We start from the raw sequence: 25908 nt of genomic DNA on the forward strand, positions 1-25908 counted from the left end.
GTAGAAATGGCTATGTCTTATTCCAACTCAATTATTTTTGGTCCTATCCCTTCTCGACGTTTTGGTATCTCTTTAGGTGTAGATTTATCGCCTGCTTTTAAGCAGTGCAACTATGATTGTTTGTATTGTGAATTGGAGCCTGCGAAAACGGTTTCCTCAATGCAAAGTTATCCCAGTGTTAAAGAGATTATTACTGCCATTGAAGAGAGTTTTGAAAAACATCCTAAAATCGATGTCATTACGGTAACTGCCAATGGCGAACCCACACTTTACCCCTTTTTAGATGAGTTAATCACACAAATCAATCGGATAAAAAACAGAGCCAAAACCTTGATTCTTTCTAATGGGAGCACCATTTACAAAGAAGAGGTTTTTAATGCTTTGCTAAAATTTGACACGGTTAAACTCTCTTTAGATTGTGTGAGTGAAACCTGTTTTAAAAAGCTTGACCGAATCCATAAAGGCATCAGCATTGAAAAAATCATTGAAGCTATGATGGCATTTTCTAAAAGCACAAAACATGCTTTTGTACTTGAAGTTTTGTTTGTGAAAGACCTCAATGATAAAAAAACAGAGATTGAACTGCTTTATGACGCCATTAAAAAAATAAATCCTCACAGAATTGACATAGGAACAATTGATCGACCACCGGCGTACAAAGTTCAGCCTGTTACTTTTGAGAGCTTACAAAGCATTGCAGAGCACTTTAAAGGGTTAAATGTGAACATTGCATATAAGAACAGACCAAAACAAACTAACAGCTTCACCCAAGAGGAGATTTTCTCTTTGTTAAAACGGCGACCTTTAACCCAAGAAGATATTGAAAATCTTTTCGATAAAAAGAGCCAAGAATTACTCGCCATATTAGTAAAAACAAGTAAAATTTCAGTTGTCAATAGCAGTGGTGTTCAATTTTATAAATTTTTGTAAAAATGCCTAAAATGTCTTGACAAACACACTAAAACTTACTATAATTCCAACCTCTTAAAAGAGAAGTAGATTCCGGCATAGCTCAGCGGTAGAGTAGATGACTGTTAATCATTTGGTCCCAGGTTCGAATCCTGGTGCCGGAGCCATTTGCATCTTTTTTAATACACCTTTTTATACACAAGTTCCGGCATAGCTCAGCGGTAGAGTAGATGACTGTTAATCATTTGGTCCCAGGTTCGAATCCTGGTGCCGGAGCCACTTTTTTGCGTTAGCAAAAAAATCCATATAATAAATCCTCTTTTTAAAAATTTCAGCGTCAAAGCCATTATTTTATTCAGTCACATACTTCAAGTATGCTCCTTCACAAAAGAATACCTTTTCCTTGAACTGTTCAAAAATAGAATTCATTCTATGGATTTTAGACAACTGAAGATTAAAGAGAATAAGAATAGATTAAAAGGTCGCATTTTATGACCTTTAAAGTTTTTATCATTTCACAGAAGAAAGCCTTTTTGTTTTAATCTCATGGCACTTTATTAAAATATTTGTTATACTTTCTATAATTAAAAGGAATCAGTATCATGTCAGTATTAGCTAAGAGCGAAATTTTATCAAAGTTAAAAGAGTTAAAGCCACAATTTAACAAAGAGGGTTTTATTATTAAAGCACTGTTTGGTTCTTATTCTAGAGATGAAGCTACCCAAAACAGTGATATAGATATATTAGTAGAAGCTACCCCTGAATTTGCAAATAAATATGGTTTTCAAGCTATTAGCAGAATAAAAGAGATTCAATCAGAAATGAGCTTATTATTTGGAGTACCTGTTGATTTAGCAGATAGTTCAGGCATGGGAAAAACTGCTAAAAAATTTATTTTAGACAGAGCCATATATGTCTAAAGAATCTATAAGTAAAATATACTTAATAATAGAAAAAATAGAGTATATTGAAAAAATTGTCAATGACAGTGGAAATATAACACAAGCACTCGAAGATGTTATAACAATAAGACCTGCAATTTTAATGCACTTAACTGCCATAGCAGAACAATTCGACAAACTAAAAAAATCACATGCCGATGATATATTAAATCAATTTGACAAAGATGACTTAAAAGGTCTATATGATGTTAGAACCTATATTGCTCACGATTACGAAGGCATAAATTTAGCCATTATAGAGTGGATTATTAGAAATGGTTTACCTAAATTTAAGATGCAATGTGAAAAAGTTATTGAAAATATGGGTAATTAGATATTCTGTCACCAGAATTTAACACACGTTAACTCCCATAATATTTTTTCAATTTTCATTGAATTATTCCTTGTGCTTGCACTCTCTTTGAGAAAAATTATATTCATTGATTTGATTTGAATATAATTAAGTATCTGCCCCCAGAATTTAAGTATCCTGTCCCCAGAATTTTATGATTTGAGTTTGGTTAATGCTATAAATGTTTGATGAATTAATAAAATGATTTTATAGAGTTCTCTGTAAATGGACATGATTATCTAATTTGATGGTTTTATCATTCTTTACAATGATTTCTAACACATTATATGAAAGCTTGTCAAGAATTTTTATATCAAAGTCAGGGTGATGGAAACTATAAAGTTCGAATGTGTTTTTTTATACGGTCATCTGTTTTATAAATGTTTGTTGGATAGGTATAGTTTTCTACATATAAATCATAAAGATAATGTTTTGAGAGTTGTTGAATAATGGTAAGAAATTGAGTATTTTTAGAAGTTTCCATGAATAATTATAACAATTATATAACAATTATACAACTTTAATATGTTAGAATAAGCCAATTAACTTATGGAGAAGAGATGGATACTTGTTCAAAAAGAAAATGTGAAACTAAGTTATATAATGAATTTAAACATTGTATTTTTCATTGTGATAAAAAAGACTTTACAGAACAAAATATTATTAATTTTTGGCAAGAGTTGAGAAGTAAATATATAGCATACGATAATTATGGAAGATTTTTAGAAGACATGGAAATTACTGATGTAAACTTTCCTAAGTTTGAAGTGTTCAATCGACATAGTAGAAATAATAATTTTTACAAGTCTATAAGTTATTCTAGAGATATTTATAATAAAAACTTAATTTTTAAAAATTGTGTATTTTATGGAGATTTTAATCTGATTCATTTCTCTTTAAATTGTAATGTGGTTTTTGAGAACTGTACGTTTCATGGAGATATCATTGCATCAATAATTGATAATTGTGAGTTCATATCATGTGAATTTAAAAATGCAATATCTTTGAATAAGTGTAGGTATAAAAAATTAAAAATCTCAAGTAATACAAAATTTATTAAAGAAGTAAATTTTAACGTACAAGAAGAATTAGATATTCAAGATACAGTTTTCAGAAGTAATTTTTCGTTAAATGGAAACCATAAACTAGAAGCAAATATTCAAAATAATCAGTTTGATAAAGAATTTATAACTAGTGGAATAGAGATACTAAAAGTCAATGATACAATTTTAAAATCGAATGTATTTTTTAAGAATTATCATAATGAGATATATTTAGAAAATTTAAATTTTATTAAAACTGTATCCTTTGAAGATTCAAATTTTCTTGAAGTGAAGAATGCTAAATTCAATCAAAATAGTATTTTTAAAGAAAATGGTCTACAAATAGTTAAGTTTATAACTTCTGAAGTAACTAATCTTGAGCTAAATACTTTAAAAGAATTAAGTATTCAAGAGTCTACAATTAATGGTGAAATTAATTTAGTAACAATAGATACATTACTTTCTATTGAAAATTCCAAATTACTTAATAGAGTAAAAACAAGAGATATTAAAAATGTAACTATTCATAAATCATATTTTTTTCAAGATTTTATGCAAGAACAAGAGTGTAATGATTTTATAGTAAATAATTCTATTTTTTTAAACCTTGAAATTTTCACTTCAAATAAGGTACTTCTTAATAGTTGTACTATCACTAAGAAACTTACTTTAGAAGGTGAAAACTATGAAATAGTAGAAGTTCATAACTGTGCTATATTTGAAGAATTAAATTTATCAAGTAGCAAAGATATATCAATTAAAAATTTAAAAAAGAATCCATTATTAAAAATAAAAGGCGATGAATATACAAATGTAGACATTCAGCAATCTAGAATCTCAGAATTACATAGTCCAATGATGAAGAAGTTAGAAGTCAAAAGGGATTCAATTATAAAGAGATTGAATATAGATAACATTAGTGATATTATTTTAGAAAATACAAAAATTAAAGAAGATTGTATTTTTTCAACATCATTGGAAAGAATAGATATAAAAAACGATTCGGTCTTCTATAAGAATATTGAATGTAATGATATAAAAATTATAGTCATTGAGCATTCACAATTAAAGGGGGATTTTATTATTAATGGACAAGTAGATACATTGTCAATTGCAATGTCTCAAGTAATTGGTAAATTTAAATCTTCAAAGATAAATGCTTTATCATTTACCAATTCAGATTTTCAAGATGAATTAAATTTAGAAAAATTACAGTGTAATCATTTTGCAGTAATTGATTCAAAGTTTGCTAAACTAATTGATTTGAAAAATTCTTTTCTAGAAAAAATTGAGTTTCATTCTGTTGAAAATATAGGAGAGACACGAACAATTTTTAATGGAGAAATTGATTTTAGTTTCTCTGAGATACAAGAGATTATAATTGAAAATGCAATATTTAATAAAACTATAATTTTTAATCATTTAAAGAACATATTCGAATTTAATAAATTAAAGAATATTAATTTTAACGAAAGAGTATTAATTAATAATACAGCATTAAAAGATTTATTTGATGATTCTGAAAATCTTTACTTAAAAGAGTTAAGTATATCAAAATCTAAATTATCAACTAATGATAATCTTATTAATAAAATTGGTAAGAAAGAAATTTATTTATACAATTTGAAGATTGACAACTTTTCAATGAAAGAGGTTGTGTTTCAAAATAATATAAATTTTGAAAATATTGAAAGTAAAAATTTTGAGATATCAAATTCTAATATTGAAAAGGTTTTTAGAGTAAGACAATGTGTTATTGAAAACTTTATTAGTATAGATAATATATTTGAAGACTTACAAATTATAGATAATAGGTACAATAAGCATAAGTCAACAGAAAGAGATATTAATCTATCAAATACTACAGTGAAAAGTGGTGTATTTGATAAGTTAAAATTTGATAACTTTATAATGAATGATGCACATGTGAGTGAAGCTAAAATTGGATATGTTAAATTTAAAAATGCAAGTCGAGAAACAAATAGATTTTTTAAAAATTATTATGACTCTATTAGTGATTATATAACAGCCAATACTTATTATCAACGTGAAATGATTGAACAAATGAAAGAGTGTAAAAGTTGGAAATCATCTGAGTGGTGGATTTTAATTTTTAATAAAGTAATTTCAAATTTTGGGCAAAATTGGGTTTTCCCTGTTCTTTGGATGTTATTCATAACTTTGCTTTTATATCGTGTAGCTAATTTTGATTTGTTATCTATGAATGGTTTTAGAGAAAATCATGTTACTTGGATGATTAATGATATATTGAAATTCTCCAATCCTTTTAGTAAAACAGCAGTTGGTTATTATGGAATGTTTTATTGGGCTTGGATAGTTCACAAACTACTAATGACAGCCTTCATTTATCATTTTATTATTGCAATAAAACGTAAAACTAGAAGATAAAATAGATATAAGTAAAGGATTTTGTATATGGTTTTAAAAGATGAATCATTTGATTCAGTAAACAAAAGAGTTTCTGAAAATTTTATCGAGTTACAACATACTGAAAGTGAACATTTGTTTAATGAAATGAGAATTTCATGAATAGAAAAAATTTTAACAATGATACCTTCATCAAATTACATAGTTTTTCACAGTTAACATATGATGAAATAGAAAAAGCAATGAATATTAGTCGTGCTGAAGTACAAAAGTTATATAAAAGTTGTAAAAATGAAATCTCGTATATGCAAGGTATCCGAAATAAATTTAATAAAAAAAGATTTCTCAAAGAATTTATGTTTAAAGATTTTAATGAATTCTACGATTGGTATGAAAGTCAGCCCAAAAGTTGTTGTTATTGTGGGATTACCCAGGAAGATGCACTTGAAACAAAAGTATATGATAATTTAACAAGAAAAACTAGAGGTAAATCACTTGAAATCGAAAGAGTTGTTACCTTTCCTAAAGAAAAGAATCTTTATACTTATAAAAATTGTAGATTAGCATGTCATGTATGTAATAATGCAAAAAGTGATTTTATTGATGTTGAAGATTTTAAATTTATTGCAAAAGGTATTAATGATTTTTGGAGTAAAAAATTAAATAGAAAAATTGATTTGCCAACTGAAGTATATGATACCTTTAGTTTAAAAAAGGAAAAAATTGATAAATAAAACACAACTAATTTTAGCTTTACTCGGGATAGTTATTGCATTATGTGCATGGTTGTTTCCTGTTCAAAATATTAAAAAAACAGAAAATTTTAATAATACAGTAACATCAAAAATAAAAACAGCTAATTTAAAAATACTTGGTTCAAATGTAAAAGTGAAGGTTAAGAAAGGTAAATATTTTTATACAGGTGGTGAATTAAATTCTGCTAACTCTGAATCTATAGTTTATATAAATGAAAAACAACAATTGGTAATAGATATTGCAGGTGCATATGTTGATATATACATAGATGAATTAATTAGAGAGAATGTAGTTATTAATAACTATGGTACTAATTTAAAAATAAAAAAAATATAGGATATTGATGAATAATATACCTTTCCCTTCTGTTCCAAAGTCAAAAGAGATAGATGAACGAGCAAAAGAAATTTTTTTACTTCAACGTCCTTCTAATTGGTTATTGCTAGACATAGATGGAAATAAAGATTTTGGTTTAGACTTCCTTGTTCAGTTTAAAGAAGAAAGTTTTATTAAATATAATTTTTTTCTTCAGTTAAAAGGAATTCAAAGTCAAAATAAAATAACGACCACTGATATACAAACACAAATTAAAGTATCAACTTTAAACTATTATAGGAATAATGGCTTAGTGGTTCTTGTGTTTTGTGATGTTAATGAGGAAAAGTGTTATTATGAGTTTTTACATATTATATTAAATAATTTAAATGAAAACAAACGTTATCTAGATGATTCTCAAAAAACATATTTGATTAAGGTACCTAAAAATCAACTGCTTGATAAGACTTTAATAATTAATAATGAACTTGAATGTTATGCAAATGGCGTATATGATGTACATAGACAACTAAGCATTATTGATGAATATAAAATTGAAGACTTATTTATCGATAACGAAGAAAACTATAAACCTTATAAAAGTATTTATAATGGACATTATGTGAATCAAAAAGGAAGAGTTCATTTAGATTCATTTATTCCTCATAATTTTTCTTTTAATATCTCTTGTATGATTACATTCAAGTTATCAGATTCAAAAAATGTTTTGATTACTCCTAAAAAAAATATAATATTAAAAACTTTATTTAGTGGTTATAAATCAAAAGCAACTTCTTCTTCTCGAAAATGGTTAGTTGGACATTATGACAATAGTTTTATTATTCAAATTGGCGATGCAAGATTGAGTGTACCTTTACAAGTTGTAATAGATTTGAGTGATATGCTTGATGAACTATTTGAAATATATACAGCGAAAATAGATGAATTTGAAACTAAATTGAAGTCAAAATTGTTTTCAACTTCTTCAGTTTATAATGAAGGTTTTAAAATAATGAAAATAAAGAGGGGCTTATGGTACTACATACATAAGTTTGCAGAAAAACATACCTATGATAATAAAAGTGAGTCAGAGTGGAATATATTTGGTTATGATAGGTTTTGTTTAAGAGTTCATTTAAAAGAAAAACCATTCCTTTGGTCAGGTAATATTATTTTAATGCCTGAAAGATATACTGATTATACTAATTACAAAAATGATGATGATGAAGTTGTATTAACATGGAATAGTTTACCTCCAGAAACTTATGAACGGAAAGATAATATTGATAATATATTAAGTGTGGATGAAGTATATAAGTGGTTAACTACAAAACTAATTCCTTATATTATATATGATTTAGAAAAAGAAAAATTGGTTCCATATTATAAACAAGAAAAAGTTGCTTTTTTAAAGATATTTAAGTTAACAAAAACAATAAGTTCTATGAAAAAACCAACTTTTGAAGAGTTCCTAAAAGTTTTTGATATAAAAAAATATGTAATATTCGATTATTATGAAAAGTATAGTACAGGCAATAAACTATTAGATACTGTGAATGATTTACAAAGCTTTTACAGAGTTCAAAGAGATATATTTATTGATATTACAAAACTAATCAGCCTATACGATGGTTTATGTTTACTTTTTAAAAAAAATAAAAACAGTAGTAACTTAAATTATCTACGTGGTAATTTAAATGATTTAATTATAGATGGTGAGTTGACCTCTGAGAAGTTTATCAAAGAAATAAAGAAAAAAATAAAATCTTTAAATAGTGGTACAGTCAATGAATTTAGATTAGACCTGATATTAAGATGTTATATAGTCTTAGTAGAAGATAATATTGATGTATTAGATGAAGATTTAATTAATCAAATTCAAAATAAATTAAAAGATGTTATTAAACATACAAACCTATTAAAAGTTTGTGAACGTGAGTTATTAAGAGTGAATGAGTAAGAAAATGAATAATTAAAAGCTTGAATTTTACTGTGCCCAAATTGTGCCCAATATTAATGAAAAATGACTCAATGACATAAAGTGATAGAGTTACAAAGTCCGATTTTATGGTTATTTGTTGTTTTTAATAGTTCTCTAAAAATTCCGGGGACAGGATACATAATTACAAATTATAAAAAAGTTTAATCATAAAAATTACCCAATAATTGGAATAGTTTGTAGAAAGAAAAGCCGGGATTAAGAGTGAAAGAGACTTAGTCTATTTAAGTATCCTGTCCCCAGAAATCTTAAGGTTATTTTATCTTAGGTTAAATGACAATTATCAAAGTTTTGCCAACATAACTAAAATAAATGGAACATGGTGTTTAGGAGCACTGACAATATCAAATATTTTACATGTTACACCTGCAAAATTTAAAATATCGTCTTTTGTATATTCATGTTCGTAGGCATTATTGAGTAACTCTAAAGTCTTTTGCGATACTACTTCTAAATCATCACAATTAACACTATCTTCATCAAGTGTTTTTACAAATTTACAGGCGTGTGGGAATGTTTCGAATAGCTCTTTTAACTCTTGTTCTTCAATACCTTCTAAAAGTTGTGGGTACTTATGAAAAAAATCGCTTATCTCTTGAAATTTACAAACCATGTGATTCCTTTGTGTTTATTTTTTACTATACAAAAAGTGTACCATGTGATTTTGCTTATTAAATCTATATAATAAGTCCTCTTTTTAAAAATTTCAGCGTCAAAGCCATTGTTTTATTCAGTTACATAATACAAGCATAAGCTAAACCGCAATGGTGTATGAATTTCAGTAACAATTTCCATAATCGTGACTGCAATATATCTTCTGCTTCAACTATTTAAGATGACTTACAATACCATTGAAAGATGAAATTTTATGGAGAGCCAATGCAATTAAACGAATTTAAAATTTTTATAAAACAAAATGCACCTTGGATATATGCGACTATTACAAATGAATTGACAAAAAATTCTAATACAAAATAATTTATTAAAATTCTAGTAAATTTTGAGGACAGCATACCTAATTGTAACTTTAGTAAATAAAGCAAACGCTATTCATCGAACCTTTAACACTCTCTTGACAAAAAAATATATATAACCTATAATATAGGTTATATAACCTACTAAGTAGGTCTAGGAGTTTTAAATGTTAGAAACTATTTTTGGAAGTGTTTGCAGAGAACAAGTGCTTCAATATATTTTAGCCAATGATAATGGCTATGCAACTCAAATAAAAAACTTTTATGCCATACGACTTGATTCGGTTCAAAAACAGTTAGAAAGATTGGAGTTGGGTGGTGTGTTGGTTGCACAAAATTTAGGTAAAACGGTTGTTTATAGTTTTAATCCTCGGTATGCTTTTTTAGAAGAGTTAAAAGTTTTGTTATTAAAAGCACGAGAGTTTTACAAACCGGAACTTAAAGAGTTATTAGAAAACCCAAGAAAAAGACCACGGCGTCAAGGTAAACCGCTATGAGTCAAATTAAAAATATGAGTATGGTTGAATTGGCGAGTTATGTGTGTGAGAATTTGCACAAAAATGGTATTGAAGTTGTATTATCGGGTGGTTCTTGTGTAGAGATTTATTCTAAAGGGGATTACACTTCTTATGATTTAGATTTGGTGAATCGTTACAATGAACGGTTTTTTAAGATTCAAACCATTATGGAAAGTCTTGGATTTAAAGAAAAAGGTAAGTATTTTATTCATGAGGATACGGAATATTTTATTGAGTTTCCTTCTGGTCCTTTAGGTGTTGGCGATTCAAGTGTTGAAAAGCTTGAAGAAATACGAACAAGGTATGGTGTTTTAAAATTGCTTACATCAACGGATTGTATAAAAGACAGATTGGCGGCATATTTTCATTGGGATGATAACCAGAGTTTACAACAAGCATTGTGGGTAGCACAACAAAACAAAGTTGACTTTGATGAGTTAAAGCAATGGTCTTTGAAAGAAAATACTCATGATAAATTTGAATTTTTTTTACAAAGCTTATCAAAGAATTGAGGATAAAAAATGCAATTAAACGAACTGAAAATTTTTATAAAACAAAATGCACCTTGGATATATGCGTTTATTAACAGTGAAGTATTAAAAGGGGTAGGGGAAATCAATCCCAACTATTTTGTTAAACTCCTTGCTGACTTATTTGGTAAACGAAGAGACTTTAGTATGAGTGAATACAATCTTAATCCTAATATATTCCCTTATTTTATTTTTACAATCATAGAGCAAAAAGGGAGACTCGATTACACCTCTTTGCGAAGAGAAACCATCCATTTTGCACCAATCAATGAAGAAGCAAAAGTCTATTATAATTATGCTCGATTCTCTTTACAAGAGGATTTTTTCTGTATCGATTTGATGCAAACTAAAATAGGGGGAATGCCCATTGATGAGGACATTGTGAAATTTACAAAAAGAGTTCCGATACAAAGTTTAGGACTAGAAGAGTTTATTGATAAAAACGCAGATATGGCTTCAAATGAAATGTTTGAAAAAATAAAAGAAGAGACAGAGAAAATGTTATAAAAAAGGCCAGTTGAATACTGGCTTTTTTATTTATGAATTTAACTGTTGAGCCACAAGGTCATTGACCACTTGTGGGTTGGCTTTTCCACCTGTGGTTTTTAGAACTTGTCCTACAAAAAAGCCTAAGAGTTTGGTGTTACCTGCTTTAAACTTCTCTACGTTGTCGGGATTTTTTGCAATGATTTCATTGATAATAGGTAAAATGATGGATGGGTCACTGATTTGCACCAATCCTTTATCTTCAACGATTTTAGCTGGGTTTGCTCCCGTTTGAGTCATCTCTTCAAATATCTGTTTGGCAATTTTATTAGAGATGGTTTCATCGTCTACCATTTTAATGAGTTCAGCAATTTGTTGTGCTGTGAATTTCAGTTCATTGGCTTGTTTCTCTTTGAGCTCTTTTGCCACTTCATTGGCTACAATATTGGCTAACCCAACTGGGCTATTAAGCACGGCTAGTGTCTCTTCATAAAATGATGAGAGTTGTTCATCTCGTGCTAGAATATTGGCAACTTCACTGTTGAGGTTTAATTCAGAGGTGTACTTCTCAAAGAGTGCTTTTTGTGTTTCACTCATAGGCGTTTCTTCACCTACCACTTGTACTTTATTTGTTTGAGGTTTGGGTTCGCTTTTGGGTGCATTGTCCGTTACGTTTGTCTTTTTAGCCCAAGAGTCTTTAAGACCTACGATTTTATTAAATACTGGGGTTTCATCGGTGTAATCAATTGGGTCAGCATAAAAATAGCCTTCTCTTTCAAATTGGAATCTTACATCGGCTTTATCGGTGATTACAGCTGGCTCAACGAGGGCATTTTTGATTATGTGTAAAGAGTCAGGGTTTAAGTCTTCTAACCCCTCAGGCGCTTCACAAGAGTACAATCTGTCATAGAGTCTTACTTCGATTTTTTTTGCCTCTTTTGCCTCAACCCATTGGATGGCACTTTTAACTTTAATGCCACTGGTGTCTGATCCACTTTTAGAATTAGGGTGGTACTCTGCTTTGATTTCAGTAATATTGCCATTGGCATCTTTAATCACCTCTTTACACGTAATAATATACGCATGTCTTAATCTTACAGGTTGTTCAAGTGTAAGACGGTTGTAATCTTTTTGTGGGGTTTCAGCAAAGTCTTCACGCTCAATGTAAATCTCTTTAGAAAATGGTATTTTTCTTGAACCCTCTTTAGGCACATCGTGTGGGTAGTATGATGCGTCAATGTTTTCACTGCCTTCATAATTTTCAATGGTCACTTTAAGTGGGTCAAGTACACACATCACACGTGGCGCTTTTTTATTTAAATCATCTCTGATACAAAATTCCAGTTGCGAAACATCGACCATTGAGTTGGCTTTGGCAATTCCAATTTGGTCACAGAAGTTTAAAATAGATTCAGGGGTATAACCTCTTCTTTTGTATCCTGCAATCGTAGGCATTCGTGGGTCATCCCAACCACTGACATGGTTGCCATTGACTAATTCTAAAAGCTTTCTTTTGCTCATGACGGTATAGTTAATGCCTAAACGCGCAAATTCGTGTTGATACGGACGTGGGGGAAGAAGATTGAGTTCATCTAAAAGCCAGTCATAAATATCACGGTTGTTTTCAAACTCCAGTGTACAAATAGAGTGCGTTACTCCCTCTGTGTAATCAGACAGACAGTGAGCAAAGTCATACATTGGGTAGATACACCATTCATCACCCGTTCTAAAATGGTGAGCATGTCGAATACGGTATAAAAGTGGATCTCTCATTTTCATGTTCGCTGCACTCATGTCGATTTTGGCTCTTAAAATATGTTCTCCCTCTTTAAATTCCCCTTTTTTCATTCTCTCTAAAAGGTCTAAATTCTCTTCAACAGAACGTTGCGCATATTTACTTCGTTTACCCGCTTGTGTAACCGTACCTCTGTATTCTCTTATCTCTTCTTCTGTGAGACTGTCAACATAGGCTTTGCCCATTTTAACAAGTTGAACAGCGTAATCGTATATTTTATGGAAATAATCTGAAGTAAAATATACATTTTCACCCCAATCAAATCCAAGCCATTGTACGGCATCTTTAAGTGCTTCTACATATTGTGTGTCTTCTGTTGTTGGATTGGTGTCATCCATTCTTAAGTTACAGTGACCATTGTAATCACGTGCAATGCCAAAATTGATACAGATAGATTTTGCGTGTCCAATGTGGGGGAATCCATTAGGCTCAGGAGGAAATCGGGTAACTACCTCTTTATACTTGCCTGCTTTTAAGTCCTCTTCAACTTTGACTCGTAAAAAATCTTTATGCTCACTCATTATTATTAAACCTTTTGTTTTGATACTCATATAAGGATTGTATTTTAGCAAATTAGTGCTTAGATAAAGAGTTTGCTTCTTTGTGTGTTTTTCGTCGCGTTAAATATGAGAAGATCTGTCTATTAAAACAGTGAAGTTAAGAGAAATTGTTATTGCTTTGGAAAAATGAGAAGAGCGTGAAATTTATCCGATGTAAAACCATCTTTTAGAGCATTGAAAAATTGAATATCAGTACTTTATTACTGATATATCAACTTTAATTATCGAGTCAATTTGACTGATTAATTATTTTGACGCTTTTTTCATTTTTTTATCGGCTCTTTTTTCTTTGATTGATTTTGCAGGTTCTTTTTTAACCGCTTTTTGTACGTCTTTACCTTTTGCCATAATGTTTCCTTTATTTTGTTTTGCAGTTCAGTATAGCTTAATAATTCATATTTAAGGCATATGGTTAAAAAAGGGGAGTGTGCCAAGATGGCATAAGGTGTAATATAACCTGTTTTATAGGTTATATTACGTTACAGATGATTAAACAAATGCGGCTGAAGTCTCTTTTAAAATGGCATCAACAAGCACTGATTCTCCATTATATTTGACCAATTTAATCCCTTGTGAGGTAAATGAATTGGCCGTATTTTTGCACGCTTTTTTAACCACAACATAGTTGCAGCCTTTTAAAGCTGTTCCCATTTTATTGTGTTGTGCAATATGCTCTTCATCATCGTGTGCATGGTCGCACGCATGATCTTCTTCTGCATGGTCGTGGTCTAAGTCTGTTCTTGGGTTGTTGATGATTGAGTCCAATTTAAACGAACGAAACATACCTGAACCTGTTTGTGTATAAATGGCAAACTTTGGAGTATGTCCTGCGTTACTGAAAAATGTTAAACTTTCATCTTTTACTGGGATTGCGATTTTCATGATATATACCTTATAGTATTAATTTTTTGGTGAACTTTTGCTGTTTCCAATGAGAAGCATGCAAGTTTCACTCCGTGAACTTCAAAACTTCATAAGAGTTTGATATGTAACAATAAATTGAGAAGTTTCACTCATGTAAGCTTACTCTTATTTTTTTTAAAAGAGTAGGGTTGAAATGTAAAGTCAATAGAAATTGAAGAATTTGTTAAAAATAGTAATATTTTATATTGACTTTATACACAATTTATATTATTATTTCGCTCCTTTAAATGAGAGTGACTTTTTTCTCTTCTTTAAAGTGCGGGAGTAGCTCAGTTGGCTAGAGCCTCTGCCTTCCAAGCAGATTGTCGCGAGTTCGAGTCTCGTCTCCCGCTCCACTTATAATAATATATTTTAAAAAATGTGTGTTTTATGTCAAAGTAGCTCAGCTGGCTAGAGCGCTGGTCTCATAAGCCGGAGGTCGAGAGTTCAAGTCTCTCTTTTGACACCATTTTTTGAAGCTGGTGTAGCTCAGTTGGCTAGAGCAGCTGATTTGTAATCAGCAGGTCGGGGGTTCGACTCCCTTCACCAGCTCCATATTATTCAATCTTACAATGACAAAATACAAAGAGAGCTGACAGAGTTGGTCGAATGTACCGGTTTTGAAAACCGGCGAGGTTAACGCCTCCGGGGGTTCGAATCCCCCGCTCTCTGCCATTTGTTGGTTTTTTACTTACTTTTATCTTACTTGAATAAAAATCCAAAAGTGAATACAGATTATATTATCTTAATTTAGATACAATTACTTGTTCATATATCCATAAAATTTAATATTTAAAGTAGACTATGACATGACAGATTTAATTAAATTAAAAGATGCCACTCAAAATTTATCCATTCTTTTTGTTGAAGATGAAATTGAATTGTTAAACCAAAGTGTTCTATTTTTAGAAAAACTTTTTTTAAAAGTTGATAAAGCTACGAATGGAATTGAAGCCCTTGAATTGTACAAAACAAACAATTATGATATTGTTATTACCGATATTCAAATGCCTAAAATGGATGGGTTTGAACTTATTGAACACATTAAAACATTAAATACTCAACAAAAAATTATTATTGTTACTGCGTATACTGATGAGAAATATATAACAAAAATGAACGCATTAGATGTATTGGGATATATTCATAAACCTTTAGATTTTCATGAAATATTATTGAAGTTATCTGAATGTATTGAGAATTAACTACACCATTAATTGCCTCTTAGCAATAGGCTAAATGGGTAAATCAATAAGAAAACAGACACCATCTTCTCTATTTTTTGCATAAATTTGACCTTTCATATGTTTTTCAATGATCATTTTTGAGATATATAAACCCAATCCCGTTCCATTTTTTTGGTCTTTTGTAGAGAAATAAGGATTGAATATTTTCGAGAGATTTTCTTCTTTGATACAATTTCCATTATTGCAAATCTCTATTCGGATGAAATTTTTTATTTCAAATATTGAAACCATGATTTTTTTATCTGAAGGATTTTTTTCATTTAAAGCATCTTTGGCGTTATTTAAAATGTTAATAAAAACTTGTATGATTTCTCTTGAATACAGAGATACTTTTTTTTCTGTTTTGCAATTCATTGACAATTGAATATTATGATTTTCTAAACTTTTGCTAACAAATTGTATTGAATCTTTGAAAATGGTTTCAAGTGAGACTTCATCTTTCTCTTTATTGGGTTTGAAAAAGTCTTTAAAGTCATCAATGGTTTTTGAAAGATGTTGTACTTGAAATAGTGTAGAGTTTAAATTCTCTTCTAAACTCTTTTTGTTCATCTTATCCAGTTCCAAATCCAATAACGTATTATTCACATTCATGGATATAATAGAGAGAGGTTGTCTCCATTGATGGGCAATCATACTGAGCATTTCACCCATGGCAGCCGTTCTGGATTGCGCTATCATCAGTTCATCTGCTTTTTTAAGTTCAGTAATATCCATTGCCGATGTTACAATAACTTTTTTGCCATTTATGATACCAAATGGAGCCGATGAAAAACTCCAAATGAGTAAAGCTTTATCTTTATTGATAAATGAAAATTCACCTTCATTGATTGAGCTTTCAAGAGAATAGAGGGATTGAATATGTGCTTTAACGCTGCTTTTTTTTACTTCATCAATGTATGTATGATTAATCCAATCTTGAATTGTTTGTATCTCATGAGGCTCAAATCCTGACAATTCACACCAAGCTTTATTCATTAAAATGACGTTCCCATCTTCATTGTGAAGCATTATTGGGCAGGGGGTGAGTTCTATAATTTTTTTAAAGTCACTGTTTTTTTCTTCTATTTCTTTAATTGCAATTTCTATTTTATGTTCAAGAGATTTATTAAGAGTGGTCAGTTCACTTGTTTTTAAATTAACCAATTTTTGTAAAGATCGATTCCAAAGATAAAATAAGATAGAGACTATAAAGAAAAAAGTCACCAAGCCAATTAAAATAAACAGATAATCCCGATTTATTGGGTTACTCTCTTCTTGGAACCATTTTTTATAGAGTTCTTCATACTCTCCATTGGCTTTTAAAAGTGCAAGTCCTTCATTTAAAAGCGCAAGAAGTTTTGTATCTCCTTTAACAACAGCAAAACTGAAATCCTGTTTAAAATTTTCTAAGACATAATTCACCATTTTTATATGTTTAAGTTTAAGTTGTTGAATTAATTTAACTCCCACTAGCCGTTGAACGATTACCGCATCTGCTTCTCCTTCATTGAGTGCTTTAAAGGCCAGTTCAAAGCTGTCAAAAGTCTTTATGGTTTGAGCAATTTTATTTTTTTGTGCATACTCTTGTGCATTGTCCCCTTTCATTGTAGCGATGGTTTTATGTTTTAAATCCGCTAAATTTTTAATATCAGATTGGGTATCTCTTATAAAAATGGCTCCATGCATAACCAAATAGGGTGTTGTAAAATCAAAATATTGTTCTCTTTCAAGGGTTCTTCCTACTACTGGGAGTACATCAATTTTTTTCTCTTTTAAATCTTTTTTTATATTTGCCCAAGTCTCCACATAAAAAGAGACTTCTCCTCCCATAATGTTGATGGTTTTGGTTAGTAACTCAACAGAAAAGCCTGAAGCTTGCTTATTGTCTAAAACAATTGAGAAAGGGGGATAGTCCAGTTCAGAAGCTGACTTTATGGTTTTGTTGTGTAGGCTGTTATCAAACATGGTTGAAGAAAAGAGCAGGGATGTTATGCAAAAAAGGAGAAATAAGAGTTTCGACATAGTAATCCTAATATCTTTGATGTTATATGATACATAAATCACAATTAAATGAGAATATAATAGATTTTTATTATGAAGATTATACAAAGATTAATCCTTTTTTGTTATACTTTACATTATCAGTTTTAAGGCATAAAAATGGAAAGTCTAAAAGAGCTACAAGAACTTGGGTTTGATTTAACAGTACTGTATGTTGAAGACGATACTAACATAGCAAATACAATGATCAATTATCTCTCAAAATTTTTCAAAGAAGTCATCTCTGCTCCAGATGGTGAAGCGGGTTTAGCCTTATATAAAAGCAACCCTTGTGATTTAGTTATTACCGATATAAAAATGCCAAAAATGAATGGCTTAGATATGGCGCGTGAAATTAAACAACTCAATAATAATCAAAATATTATTATCATTTCAGCCTATTCAGAAATGGAAAATTTCTTAACATCCATTCGATTGGGTATTGACGGATACATTATTAAACCTGTCAATTATGAAGATATGAACAATTTACTTCATAAAATTGCCAAAAAAATAAAAGCATTTAAAAACAATGATACTTATCTTAAAAATATTGATGAACTGCTTGAAAGCTTACATTCAAAAAACATTGAACTTAACCATTATACCAATGCCCTAGATAAAGTTGCGATTGTTTCTAAAACGGATTTAAAAGGAGATATTACTTTTGTCAATGATTTCTTTTGTGAAATTTCTGGATATTCAAGAGAGGAACTCATTGGGAAAAATCAAAATATCATACGACATCCTGATGTACCAAAAGAGTTATTCAAAGAGTTGTGGAAAACGATTCAAAATGGTCAACAATGGGAAGGTAATATTAAAAACCGAGCCAAAAATGGTGAACCCTATTATGTGCATGCAACCATAATTCCTTTGTTTGAAAATGATAATGCAACCATAAAAGAGTATATGGGAATTCGATTCTTAACTACGGATCATGAGCTTGAAAAACGAGAATTTAAACGGCAAGTTATGGGAAATTACCAAGTGTTCCGGAAAGAAAATTACAGTTATAAACAAAGAATCAGAGAGTTAGAAAATGAAATTGCACTCTTACAAGATGAAGACTCTTTTTTAAAAAATCATTCAAATGAAGACAAACAAAAACATTATCAATTAAATACACAAATTAGCCATTATGAAGATGAAATAAGACAACTCAAAGAGCATCATGATAAAGTATTGGCCATCAATAATGTCAATGTCCAAAAGATTGCAGAATCATACAAACAAGCACTTAAAATCATTCAAATGAATAAAGAGAGTATTAAAAATCTTGAAGAAGATAAACACCTTAAAAATAAAGAGATTGCAAAGTTAGAAGAAAAACTTACCGAACAAAGACATGCAATAATTGATTTGCAAGATACCATTAAAAACATTAGAAAAAATAAAAAAGAAGAAAAAGAGGAGACGGGGTTCTTAAAGAAACTTCTGTAACGTCAATTCAAACATTACCCCTTGGTCATAATTCCTTGCGGTAAGGTTACCTTTTAGATGTTTTTGTGCAATGGTTTTTGACATATACAATCCCAATCCTGTTCCATTTTGTGCCTCTTTGGTTGTAAAATAGGGATTGAATATTTTTTCTAAAGTCTCTTTTTCTATGCCTCCTGCATTATCATACACTTTAATACTGATGAAATCTGCTTCTTCTTGAACGTCTATTTTAATATATTGATTCTGTGATTGGTTCGCATCAAGAAAGGCTTCTTTTGAATTTTTAATTAAATTTATGAGAATTTGTTCAATATCTCTTTTATAGGTTTTACATCGGATGGATTCATCATAGTTTGTAGAAAATTCAATATTATTGTTTTTCAAAGAAGCCGATATAATCGAGCTGATATCTGAAAATATTTCATTAAAATCAGTCTCTTCAGGGAGTTTGTCTTGTTTAAAGAAGTTTCTAAAATCCTCAATGGTTTGAGAGAGGTATTGGGTTTGTTTACTCAATTCAATGGCAGCATTTTTTGCATTTACAGTGTCAAATATTTCCAATTCTACATCGGCAAGTATATTGTTTGCAATCATAGAAATTATCGTAATGGGTTGTCTCCATTGGTGTGCAATCATGCTGATCATTTCTCCCATGGCTGCATTTTTAGATTGAATTAACATTAAGTCTTCTTTCTCTTTGAGCTCTTTTTGCAAATAAATCTCTTTGGTGATTTCCCTTTTTATGCCTAAATAATTTGTAATTTGTTCATTTTCATTAATAATGGGAATAATCAATGCCGATTCCCAATAGGCCTCTTTGTTTTTAGTTAAGTTTTTAAATACGCCACTCCAGTTTTGTTTATTTTGTAGCGTTTCCCACATCTGTTTATACTCTTGTAAAGAGGTCTCTCCTGAGTTTAAAACTCTTGGATTCTTCCCCACAATTTCATCTTTTGTGTAGCCAGAAACTTTTGTAAAATATTTATTGGCATATATAATATTTGCTTTAGCATCGGTAATAAGAATTGATATGGGTGAATCATCAATAATTTGTTTAAAGAGTTCTAACTCTTTTTCAATATTTTTTATGGAAGTAATGTCTTGCATTGTTCCCATAAAATTCTCTTCATTTATTCTTGTATCATGAAAAAAGGAGATGTGCTCTTCAATGTAATGTATTTTTTTTGTTATTGGATTGATGATTTTATACTGTAATGAAGTTTTCTTTCTATGATTAATGGCTTCATGATGTTTGTTGAGGAAATCATTTAAATCATCACTGTGAACCAATACTGAAAGATCCCGATAAGAATTTATTTTAATTGTATCTTTAATGCCCAATATTGTATATAATGCTCGGGAGATGAAAAAAGAGTCATTGGTTGCATTGTATCTCCAATGTCCCATATGTGCAATTCTTTGCGCATTCATTAAATTTTGTTCTTTCTCATATAAATCTATTTCTAACTCTTTAAATTGAGTGATGTCTGTATGAAATCCTACCATTCGAGTCGCTTGGTTTTGCTCATTAAAATAGGTTTTACCCCTATCTAATATCCATACCCAATGGCCATCTTTATGTCGTAATCGGTGTACATTTAAATAAAAATCTGTTTTATGCTGTTGGTTCTCTACTATATCTTGGATGGCTTTATCTTTATCGTCCGGATGAACGCGTAAATCCCACTCTTTAAAATCGTTTTTTAATTCATGGGTTTCATATCCGAGCATTTTTTTCCAATTTTCATCAAAATAAATCTCATCTTTGACTAAATCCCAATCCCAAATCCCACTTTGACTTCCTTCGATGGCATATTTATATCGGATAATTAAAGTGTCATTGTCTTGTGTTAACTGTTCCAATTGGTTAACATTTTCTTTAAGTTGCAAATGGGTTTTAAAAAACAGATGAATAACAATCAAAATAGCAATAAACAGTAAAATTGAAATGAAAACAACAATAAAAATCATTCTTTGGTGATTGTTGAGAATATCACGGTATTGTATTTGATACTCTTCTAGCGGTAGTGTAATGCTGATTCCACCAACGATATCTCCCTCTTTATAGTTTTGTGTTACATGGCATTGCATACATGAATTATCAGATTTTAATACACCCATAAAATTCAGATTTGAATAATCTTTTGCTCGTTGGGTATAATAAAGCTTATTGGGATTTTTTTCAAAATAGTTTAATGCTTTTACATCAAAAGCTGATGGTTTATTGTTAGGATTGATGGGATTTAAACTGGTGAGTTTGAAAGTATGTTTATTTGTTAACTTCGATAGTTCAGAGAGTTGTCGAGTCATCCATGCATGATTTATCTTAATCAGTAATTCATTCTCTTTTGAGTAAATATGATTATTTGGTAAGTATGGGTTTGGTTGTAAATTGCCTGTTTGTTTTACATATACACCATCAAAATTTGAATTCCATGCTCTTGATATGGAAATATTATCAAAAAGGGTTACAGCTTCTTTTTCACTGCTTGAAGATAAAAAGTTTAAGTGTTGTTCTTTGACTTTATTAATGTATCCAATGAGCAGTGTATCAATGATAATGAAAAGTAAAAAAAGAGAGATGATGGATAGATTTCTATACTGATTCATATATATCCTTATTCAATTTATACTCTACACTTTAATGGTATTATTTAAAGCATTAACAATTCATTAAAAAGCTATGAATGAAAACATTGTTTCGTCAGAGAAAAGAGATATGGCATCACAAATCTCATCTTTTTTTAGGAGTAGATATTTTGATTGTTGATAAAAAAAGATGAGATATATTAAAGAGCTGACTCACTCTTTTTGAACAGCGTAATGATAAATTTTGCTCCAATACATGGTGTGTTCTTGTGTGTAAAATGAATATTCTCCACTTTGAGTTTTCCATGAAGATGTTTTTCAACAATCTCTTTAGACATATAAAGACCAATGCCTGTACCTTCCCCTTTTTCTTTGGTCGTGAAGTATTGGTCAAATATTTTATCTAACATGGATTCATCTATTCCTCCTGCGTTGTCAATAATAGTAATGGTAACATACTCAGGAGTGTCCACGGCATCGATTAAGACATACCGTGGCGGTTCTACGTTATTTTTGACAAGAGCATCTTTAGAGTTATTGATGATATTGAGGAAAACTTGTATTAACTCATTTTCATAGGATCTAAATTCAATCGTGTCATCAATGTTGTTTTCTAAATCCACTTTATGTTTTTTAATGCTTGAGGTAATAATATTGGTTGTTCTCTCCATGAGAGCTCTAAGATTAATGGTTTTTTCTTCTCGGTCTTCATGAAAAAAATCTCTGAAAAAATCAATAGTAGAAGAGAGGTAATTGACATTTTTTACAACGGTTTCCAATGCTTGAAGATAGGCTTTTTCATCTGCAATGCCCAACTCTTTTTGTAAAAGTGTTCCCGTAGATTGTGTCAGCATTGCAGAGAGTGGCTGTTTCCATTGGTGTGTGATGTTTTCAATCATCTCTCCCATAGATGCCATTTTTGACTGCTGAAACATGAGTCCATCTTTCTCTTGATTATTTGCAACTTCAAATGCAATTCGCTCTTTTAATAACGCATTGTTTTTATGTAAAATTTTATTATATTTATTGAAAAAAATGATGATAAATAGAAAAATAATAGACGAAGATGCCAATAATATTAAAAAAAGAACAAATGAGTCTCTGTACTCTGGTTCCATGGGATAAAGTGTTGATAACATGGCTCTTATATCGCCTTTATGTTCATAAAAACCTGCTGTGTCACCATACATCTTGACCAAACCTATTGGTGCAATTTTAGGATCAGAGTGACAACGCATACACTCATCGGTAGTGATTTTTGTTGGTTTGGCATAATATAGGGCATCCCCATATTCTGTTTTGACAATTGTTTGAAAAGATGAAATCTCTTTTTTATTAAATTGTTCCAATAAGTTGCTTTCAAAATCATTTGATTTATTGTTGGGGTTTCTGGGATTTGTACTTGAAAATCTTATCTTTACAGGAGGACGATTGATACTTTTTAGAAGCTCATTATACTCTTCATTGACTCGTGTGGCAATATATGTTGAAGACATCAATGCCGGATTAAAAAATGTATCATCTAAGAGGTTTTCTTTTTGTAAATCATAGATTGCATTTTTTTGGCCATGGCTGACAAAATTTCTTAAGGCTTTTACATTCAATAAAAAGTCTTCTATTCTCTCTTGTGTTTTATACAATGAATAGTATTTTGTTAAATTATAAAAAGAGACATTAAGCAAGATGAAGAGTATTATTGAGAAAATATAAATTTTATTTTTGACTATAAATTTTGTTTTTTTCATTCGTTATTCTCATTAATGATACTGATACTGAAATTTTTATCCACAGAAAAGCAGATATTTTTTTCCGTTAACAGTTTGGTTATTTCGATGAGTTCTTGTATGATACTGCTTCCAAAACTGCTCTCTTTTGGGCTGATAACTTGGTTTACGCAGTCATATTCAAAGCAGCTGTATCCTGAGATTATTTTATCTAAGATATTGATGATATTTGAAAATTGATTTTTATAGCTGCACGCAATTTCATCAAAATTTTTAATGGTAGAAATCAATTCTTTGAGTTTTATTGGTTGAAGAATTCTTCTTCTGTTATACTGAGTAAAACAATGATTGCACCCCTCAACCACACTGCATTCAAGATTTTCGCTCATGGTAATAATTTTTTGTTTATCATTTTTACTCATGATAAAATCTAAAATCTCTTTGCCTTCGGGTTTTGTAAAATCAATTACAACCACTTCATAACTTTTTGAAGTAAACAGAGCACTTACTTCATTAAATGTTTTGACAATATCATAATGGTATTCCGTAAAATATTGTTTGAGTGTTTCAAAATTTATGGCATCGTCAGGATTTGAGCATATACATAAAATATTTTTCATTGTTTTCCTACTTTTCTCTGATACATTATAAAGTTATAATACTTAAAAATTATATAAATTATATAATTTTAATTAAAGACTAGTTACATATGTATCGTTTAATATGGTAATATATGAAATTATAAAGAATATTTGAGAGAAAAACAGAGATTTTTTCTTTAAGAATAGTGTATGAGGTTAATTTTGAGTCTAAGGTATAAAAAATCGGCGATGAAGTGGTTGTTTAAAAAACCCATTGCTCATAGAGGTTTACATGATATTGATGCCTGTGAAAACTCTTTAAGTGCTTTTGCTAAAGCCGTAGAGGGGAATTATGGCATTGAGTTAGATATTCAATTGACCAAAGACAAACAAGTCATCGTCTTTCATGATGACAATACCAAAAGAATGACCTCAAAAAGTATGAATATCAATCAAAGCTCTTATGATAGTTTAAAAACATTAAAACTTTTAAATACAGAAGATGAAATTCCACTGTTTCGTGATGTATTAAAAGAGATTAAAGGGCAAGTTCCTCTTCTGATTGAAATTAAAAATGAAAAAACGGATGAAGAGTTTGAGTATATTATTGCAAATATTTTGGATGGTTATGAAGGTTTATTTGCGATTCAATCTTTTAATGCGAAAAGCATGGCTTGGTTTAAAAACAACAGACCACATTTTGTAAGAGGTTTGATTTTTGGTGATGAGAAGAGCTCTTCTGTAAAAATTATCTTCAAATTTTTGATGGCTTATTTAACATGTAAACCGCATTTTGTGGCTTTGGATTATCTCTTATTGAAAACAGATATTGTAAAAATTTGTCATTTTATGCGAATCCCTCTGCTTTGTTGGACCATTAATTCTAAAGCCAAAGCCAAAAAGGCTTTGGCTTTAGTGGATAATATCATTTTTGAAGAGATATGATTTAGCCCTGTTTGAGGATAATATCACCAATCTCTTTTTTAATTGTTTTGGCCACAACATTACATTTGACTTTAAATAAAAAGAAAATTTTTTTCTCGTTTAAACTTTCTAAGCACTCAAAATTTCCCATTCCTTTTGATATAATCAATTCGGCTTTCTCAAAAATATCTCGGAACGTAGTTGTCGTACGACTCAGTTCTAATCCTGGTGTATCTACTCCTGTACTGATGACTTGTGCAAATTGGTCAATACCAATTTGAAGCGCTTCTTTTGTAGTAATATCATTGATAATGGGTTTACCTCGTGTAGCATAAGTGATTTTTTTGTGAGGATAGAGTCGGGTAATCATTTTTATGAGGATTTTATCAAAGACATTCTCTCCTGCATTGTCTGCTAGGATTAAAATACTGTTTTTTTGTTCAATCTGTTTTGCCAATTTTTTATAATCGTCAATGGCAAAAGAGGTATGAAATACTTTGTTAATCTCCTCTTCTAAACTGAATTGCTCTTTGGCACCAAAGTCAATCACATTTCCAGCAACGGATGCTTTAATGGCAGTGAGCAGTTTATCATCGGCTTGTCGAATTCTTTTTTCAATATAAGGGACATGTTTTAGGGCATTTTGAATGGAATCTTGTTTGATTGACTCCAAAGGATCTTTTAATCCTGTCTGTTCAGCTAAGTATTCATAAACATCTCGTGCCACATAAGGTGGGGTATGTTCAAACGAAAAAGTGGCAGAACGTTTTAATACTTCAGCTTGTATCTCTTTGGCTTTTGTTTCATCCAAATTTAAATGGACAATGGCTTTATCGATTTGACCAACAATGCATTTGACACAATCGTTTGTTATATTCATCTGTACTTCTTATCAATTATTTTTCAGAGGTA

General features: G+C 30.1%; 21 protein-coding genes and 6 tRNA genes. 19 read left to right on the forward strand and 8 right to left on the reverse strand.

Annotation, left to right across the window (positions count from 1 at the left end):
- The first annotated feature begins 12 nt into the window (after positions 1-12).
- From ACNI3C_RS08830 to ACNI3C_RS08870, 9 genes are all read left to right on the forward strand, one after another.
- Entirely contained in the window at positions 13-930 is a 918-nt protein-coding gene (locus tag ACNI3C_RS08830; protein ID WP_419769444.1) for a radical SAM protein, read from the forward strand.
- A gap of 71 nt (positions 931-1001) precedes the next feature.
- Positions 1002-1076 (forward strand) — tRNA-Asn (locus ACNI3C_RS08835).
- A gap of 37 nt (positions 1077-1113) precedes the next feature.
- Positions 1114-1188, forward strand: a tRNA-Asn gene (locus ACNI3C_RS08840).
- A 323-nt stretch (positions 1189-1511) separates the two neighbouring features.
- Complete coding sequence (locus ACNI3C_RS08845) at positions 1512-1829, forward strand: nucleotidyltransferase family protein (RefSeq protein ID WP_419769445.1); 318 nt, start codon at positions 1512-1514, stop codon at positions 1827-1829.
- On the forward strand, positions 1822-2184 hold the full coding sequence (locus ACNI3C_RS08850; RefSeq protein ID WP_419769446.1) for a HepT-like ribonuclease domain-containing protein: 363 nt from the start codon (positions 1822-1824) through the stop codon (positions 2182-2184). The genes ACNI3C_RS08845 and ACNI3C_RS08850 overlap by 8 nt, the downstream gene beginning before the upstream one ends.
- A 578-nt stretch (positions 2185-2762) precedes the next feature.
- The gene (locus ACNI3C_RS08855; protein ID WP_419769447.1) at positions 2763-5654 is read left to right on the forward strand and encodes a hypothetical protein; all 2892 of its coding nucleotides are present in this window, start codon (positions 2763-2765) and stop codon (positions 5652-5654) included.
- Positions 5655-5791: 137 nt separating this feature from the next.
- Positions 5792-6367 carry a hypothetical protein gene (locus tag ACNI3C_RS08860; RefSeq protein WP_419769448.1) on the forward strand — a complete coding sequence of 192 codons (576 nt, stop codon included), beginning with the start codon at positions 5792-5794 and terminating at the stop codon, positions 6365-6367.
- Complete coding sequence (locus ACNI3C_RS08865; RefSeq protein WP_419769449.1) at positions 6357-6725, forward strand: hypothetical protein; 369 nt, start codon at positions 6357-6359, stop codon at positions 6723-6725. The genes ACNI3C_RS08860 and ACNI3C_RS08865 overlap by 11 nt, the downstream gene beginning before the upstream one ends.
- Before the next feature lie 7 nt (positions 6726-6732).
- Positions 6733-8664 (forward strand): DUF4365 domain-containing protein, encoded by a 1932-nt coding sequence (locus ACNI3C_RS08870; RefSeq protein WP_419769450.1) that lies wholly within the window; start codon positions 6733-6735, stop codon positions 8662-8664.
- 322 nt (positions 8665-8986) lie between these two features.
- Here ACNI3C_RS08870 and ACNI3C_RS08875 read toward each other — a convergent pair whose 3' ends face one another.
- Complete coding sequence (locus ACNI3C_RS08875) at positions 8987-9316, reverse strand: hypothetical protein (RefSeq protein WP_419769451.1); 330 nt, start codon at positions 9314-9316, stop codon at positions 8987-8989.
- Positions 9317-9844: 528 nt separating this feature from the next.
- Here ACNI3C_RS08875 and ACNI3C_RS08880 point away from each other — a divergent pair.
- From ACNI3C_RS08880 to ACNI3C_RS08890, 3 genes are read left to right on the forward strand one after another with little or no spacing between them, the layout of a single operon-like run.
- Positions 9845-10174 carry an ArsR family transcriptional regulator gene (locus tag ACNI3C_RS08880; protein ID WP_419769452.1) on the forward strand — a complete coding sequence of 110 codons (330 nt, stop codon included), beginning with the start codon at positions 9845-9847 and terminating at the stop codon, positions 10172-10174.
- Positions 10171-10707 carry a hypothetical protein gene (locus ACNI3C_RS08885; protein WP_419769453.1) on the forward strand — a complete coding sequence of 179 codons (537 nt, stop codon included), beginning with the start codon at positions 10171-10173 and terminating at the stop codon, positions 10705-10707. Before ACNI3C_RS08880 ends, ACNI3C_RS08885 begins: the two co-directional genes overlap by 4 nt.
- Before the next feature lie 9 nt (positions 10708-10716).
- Positions 10717-11232, forward strand: coding sequence for a hypothetical protein (locus ACNI3C_RS08890; protein ID WP_419769454.1), 516 nt, complete (start codon positions 10717-10719; stop codon positions 11230-11232).
- A gap of 30 nt (positions 11233-11262) precedes the next feature.
- On the opposite strand, the gene ACNI3C_RS08895 is transcribed toward ACNI3C_RS08890, so the two are convergent.
- Both ACNI3C_RS08895 and ACNI3C_RS08900 read right to left on the reverse strand, forming a co-directional pair.
- A complete protein-coding gene (locus ACNI3C_RS08895) occupies positions 11263-13527 on the reverse strand; it encodes a glutamine--tRNA ligase/YqeY domain fusion protein (RefSeq protein WP_419769455.1) in 2265 nt (754 codons plus the stop codon).
- 528 nt (positions 13528-14055) lie between these two features.
- The gene (locus tag ACNI3C_RS08900; RefSeq protein WP_419769456.1) at positions 14056-14448 is read right to left on the reverse strand and encodes a NifB/NifX family molybdenum-iron cluster-binding protein; all 393 of its coding nucleotides are present in this window, start codon (positions 14446-14448) and stop codon (positions 14056-14058) included.
- Between the two features lie 300 nt (positions 14449-14748).
- Between ACNI3C_RS08900 and ACNI3C_RS08905 the strand changes: the two genes are divergently transcribed.
- The 5 genes from ACNI3C_RS08905 (at position 14749) to ACNI3C_RS08925 (ending at position 15674) form a co-directional block, all read left to right on the forward strand.
- Positions 14749-14825, forward strand: a tRNA-Gly gene (locus ACNI3C_RS08905).
- A 36-nt stretch (positions 14826-14861) separates the two neighbouring features.
- A tRNA-Met gene (locus ACNI3C_RS08910) sits at positions 14862-14938 on the forward strand.
- A gap of 9 nt (positions 14939-14947) precedes the next feature.
- Positions 14948-15024, forward strand: a tRNA-Thr gene (locus ACNI3C_RS08915).
- Between the two features lie 31 nt (positions 15025-15055).
- Positions 15056-15144, forward strand: a tRNA-Ser gene (locus ACNI3C_RS08920).
- Positions 15145-15278: 134 nt separating this feature from the next.
- The gene (locus ACNI3C_RS08925) at positions 15279-15674 is read left to right on the forward strand and encodes a response regulator (RefSeq protein WP_419769457.1); all 396 of its coding nucleotides are present in this window, start codon (positions 15279-15281) and stop codon (positions 15672-15674) included.
- 30 nt (positions 15675-15704) lie between these two features.
- On the opposite strand, the gene ACNI3C_RS08930 is transcribed toward ACNI3C_RS08925, so the two are convergent.
- Positions 15705-17717, reverse strand: coding sequence for a transporter substrate-binding domain-containing protein (locus ACNI3C_RS08930; protein ID WP_419769458.1), 2013 nt, complete (start codon positions 17715-17717; stop codon positions 15705-15707).
- Positions 17718-17855: 138 nt separating this feature from the next.
- Here ACNI3C_RS08930 and ACNI3C_RS08935 point away from each other — a divergent pair, with 138 nt between their 5' ends.
- Positions 17856-19178, forward strand: coding sequence for a response regulator (locus ACNI3C_RS08935; protein WP_419769459.1), 1323 nt, complete (start codon positions 17856-17858; stop codon positions 19176-19178).
- On the opposite strand, the gene ACNI3C_RS08940 is transcribed toward ACNI3C_RS08935, so the two are convergent.
- The 3 genes from ACNI3C_RS08940 to ACNI3C_RS08950 form a co-directional block, all read right to left on the reverse strand.
- Positions 19161-21788: a PAS domain-containing protein gene (locus ACNI3C_RS08940; RefSeq protein ID WP_419769460.1), complete on the reverse strand. Its 2628-nt coding sequence runs from the start codon at positions 21786-21788 to the stop codon at positions 19161-19163. The genes ACNI3C_RS08935 and ACNI3C_RS08940 overlap by 18 nt on opposite strands.
- Positions 21789-21967: 179 nt before the next feature.
- Positions 21968-23512, reverse strand: coding sequence for a c-type heme family protein (locus ACNI3C_RS08945; protein WP_419769461.1), 1545 nt, complete (start codon positions 23510-23512; stop codon positions 21968-21970).
- A complete protein-coding gene (locus ACNI3C_RS08950) occupies positions 23509-24111 on the reverse strand; it encodes a hypothetical protein (protein WP_419769462.1) in 603 nt (200 codons plus the stop codon). The genes ACNI3C_RS08945 and ACNI3C_RS08950 overlap by 4 nt, the downstream gene beginning before the upstream one ends.
- A gap of 210 nt (positions 24112-24321) precedes the next feature.
- On the opposite strand from ACNI3C_RS08950, the gene ACNI3C_RS08955 reads away from it, so the two are divergent.
- The gene (locus tag ACNI3C_RS08955) at positions 24322-25017 is read left to right on the forward strand and encodes a glycerophosphodiester phosphodiesterase family protein (RefSeq protein WP_419769463.1); all 696 of its coding nucleotides are present in this window, start codon (positions 24322-24324) and stop codon (positions 25015-25017) included.
- A gap of 1 nt (position 25018) precedes the next feature.
- Here the strand turns inward: ACNI3C_RS08955 and ACNI3C_RS08960 are convergent, their stop codons facing one another.
- Complete coding sequence (locus ACNI3C_RS08960; RefSeq protein WP_419769464.1) at positions 25019-25876, reverse strand: damage-control phosphatase ARMT1 family protein; 858 nt, start codon at positions 25874-25876, stop codon at positions 25019-25021.
- Between the last annotated feature and the right edge of the window lie 32 nt (positions 25877-25908).

The sequence above is a fragment of the Marinarcus sediminis (SeqCode) genome (assembly GCF_048571275.1).
Taxonomy (GTDB): Bacteria; Campylobacterota; Campylobacteria; order Campylobacterales; family Arcobacteraceae; genus Marinarcus; species Marinarcus sediminis.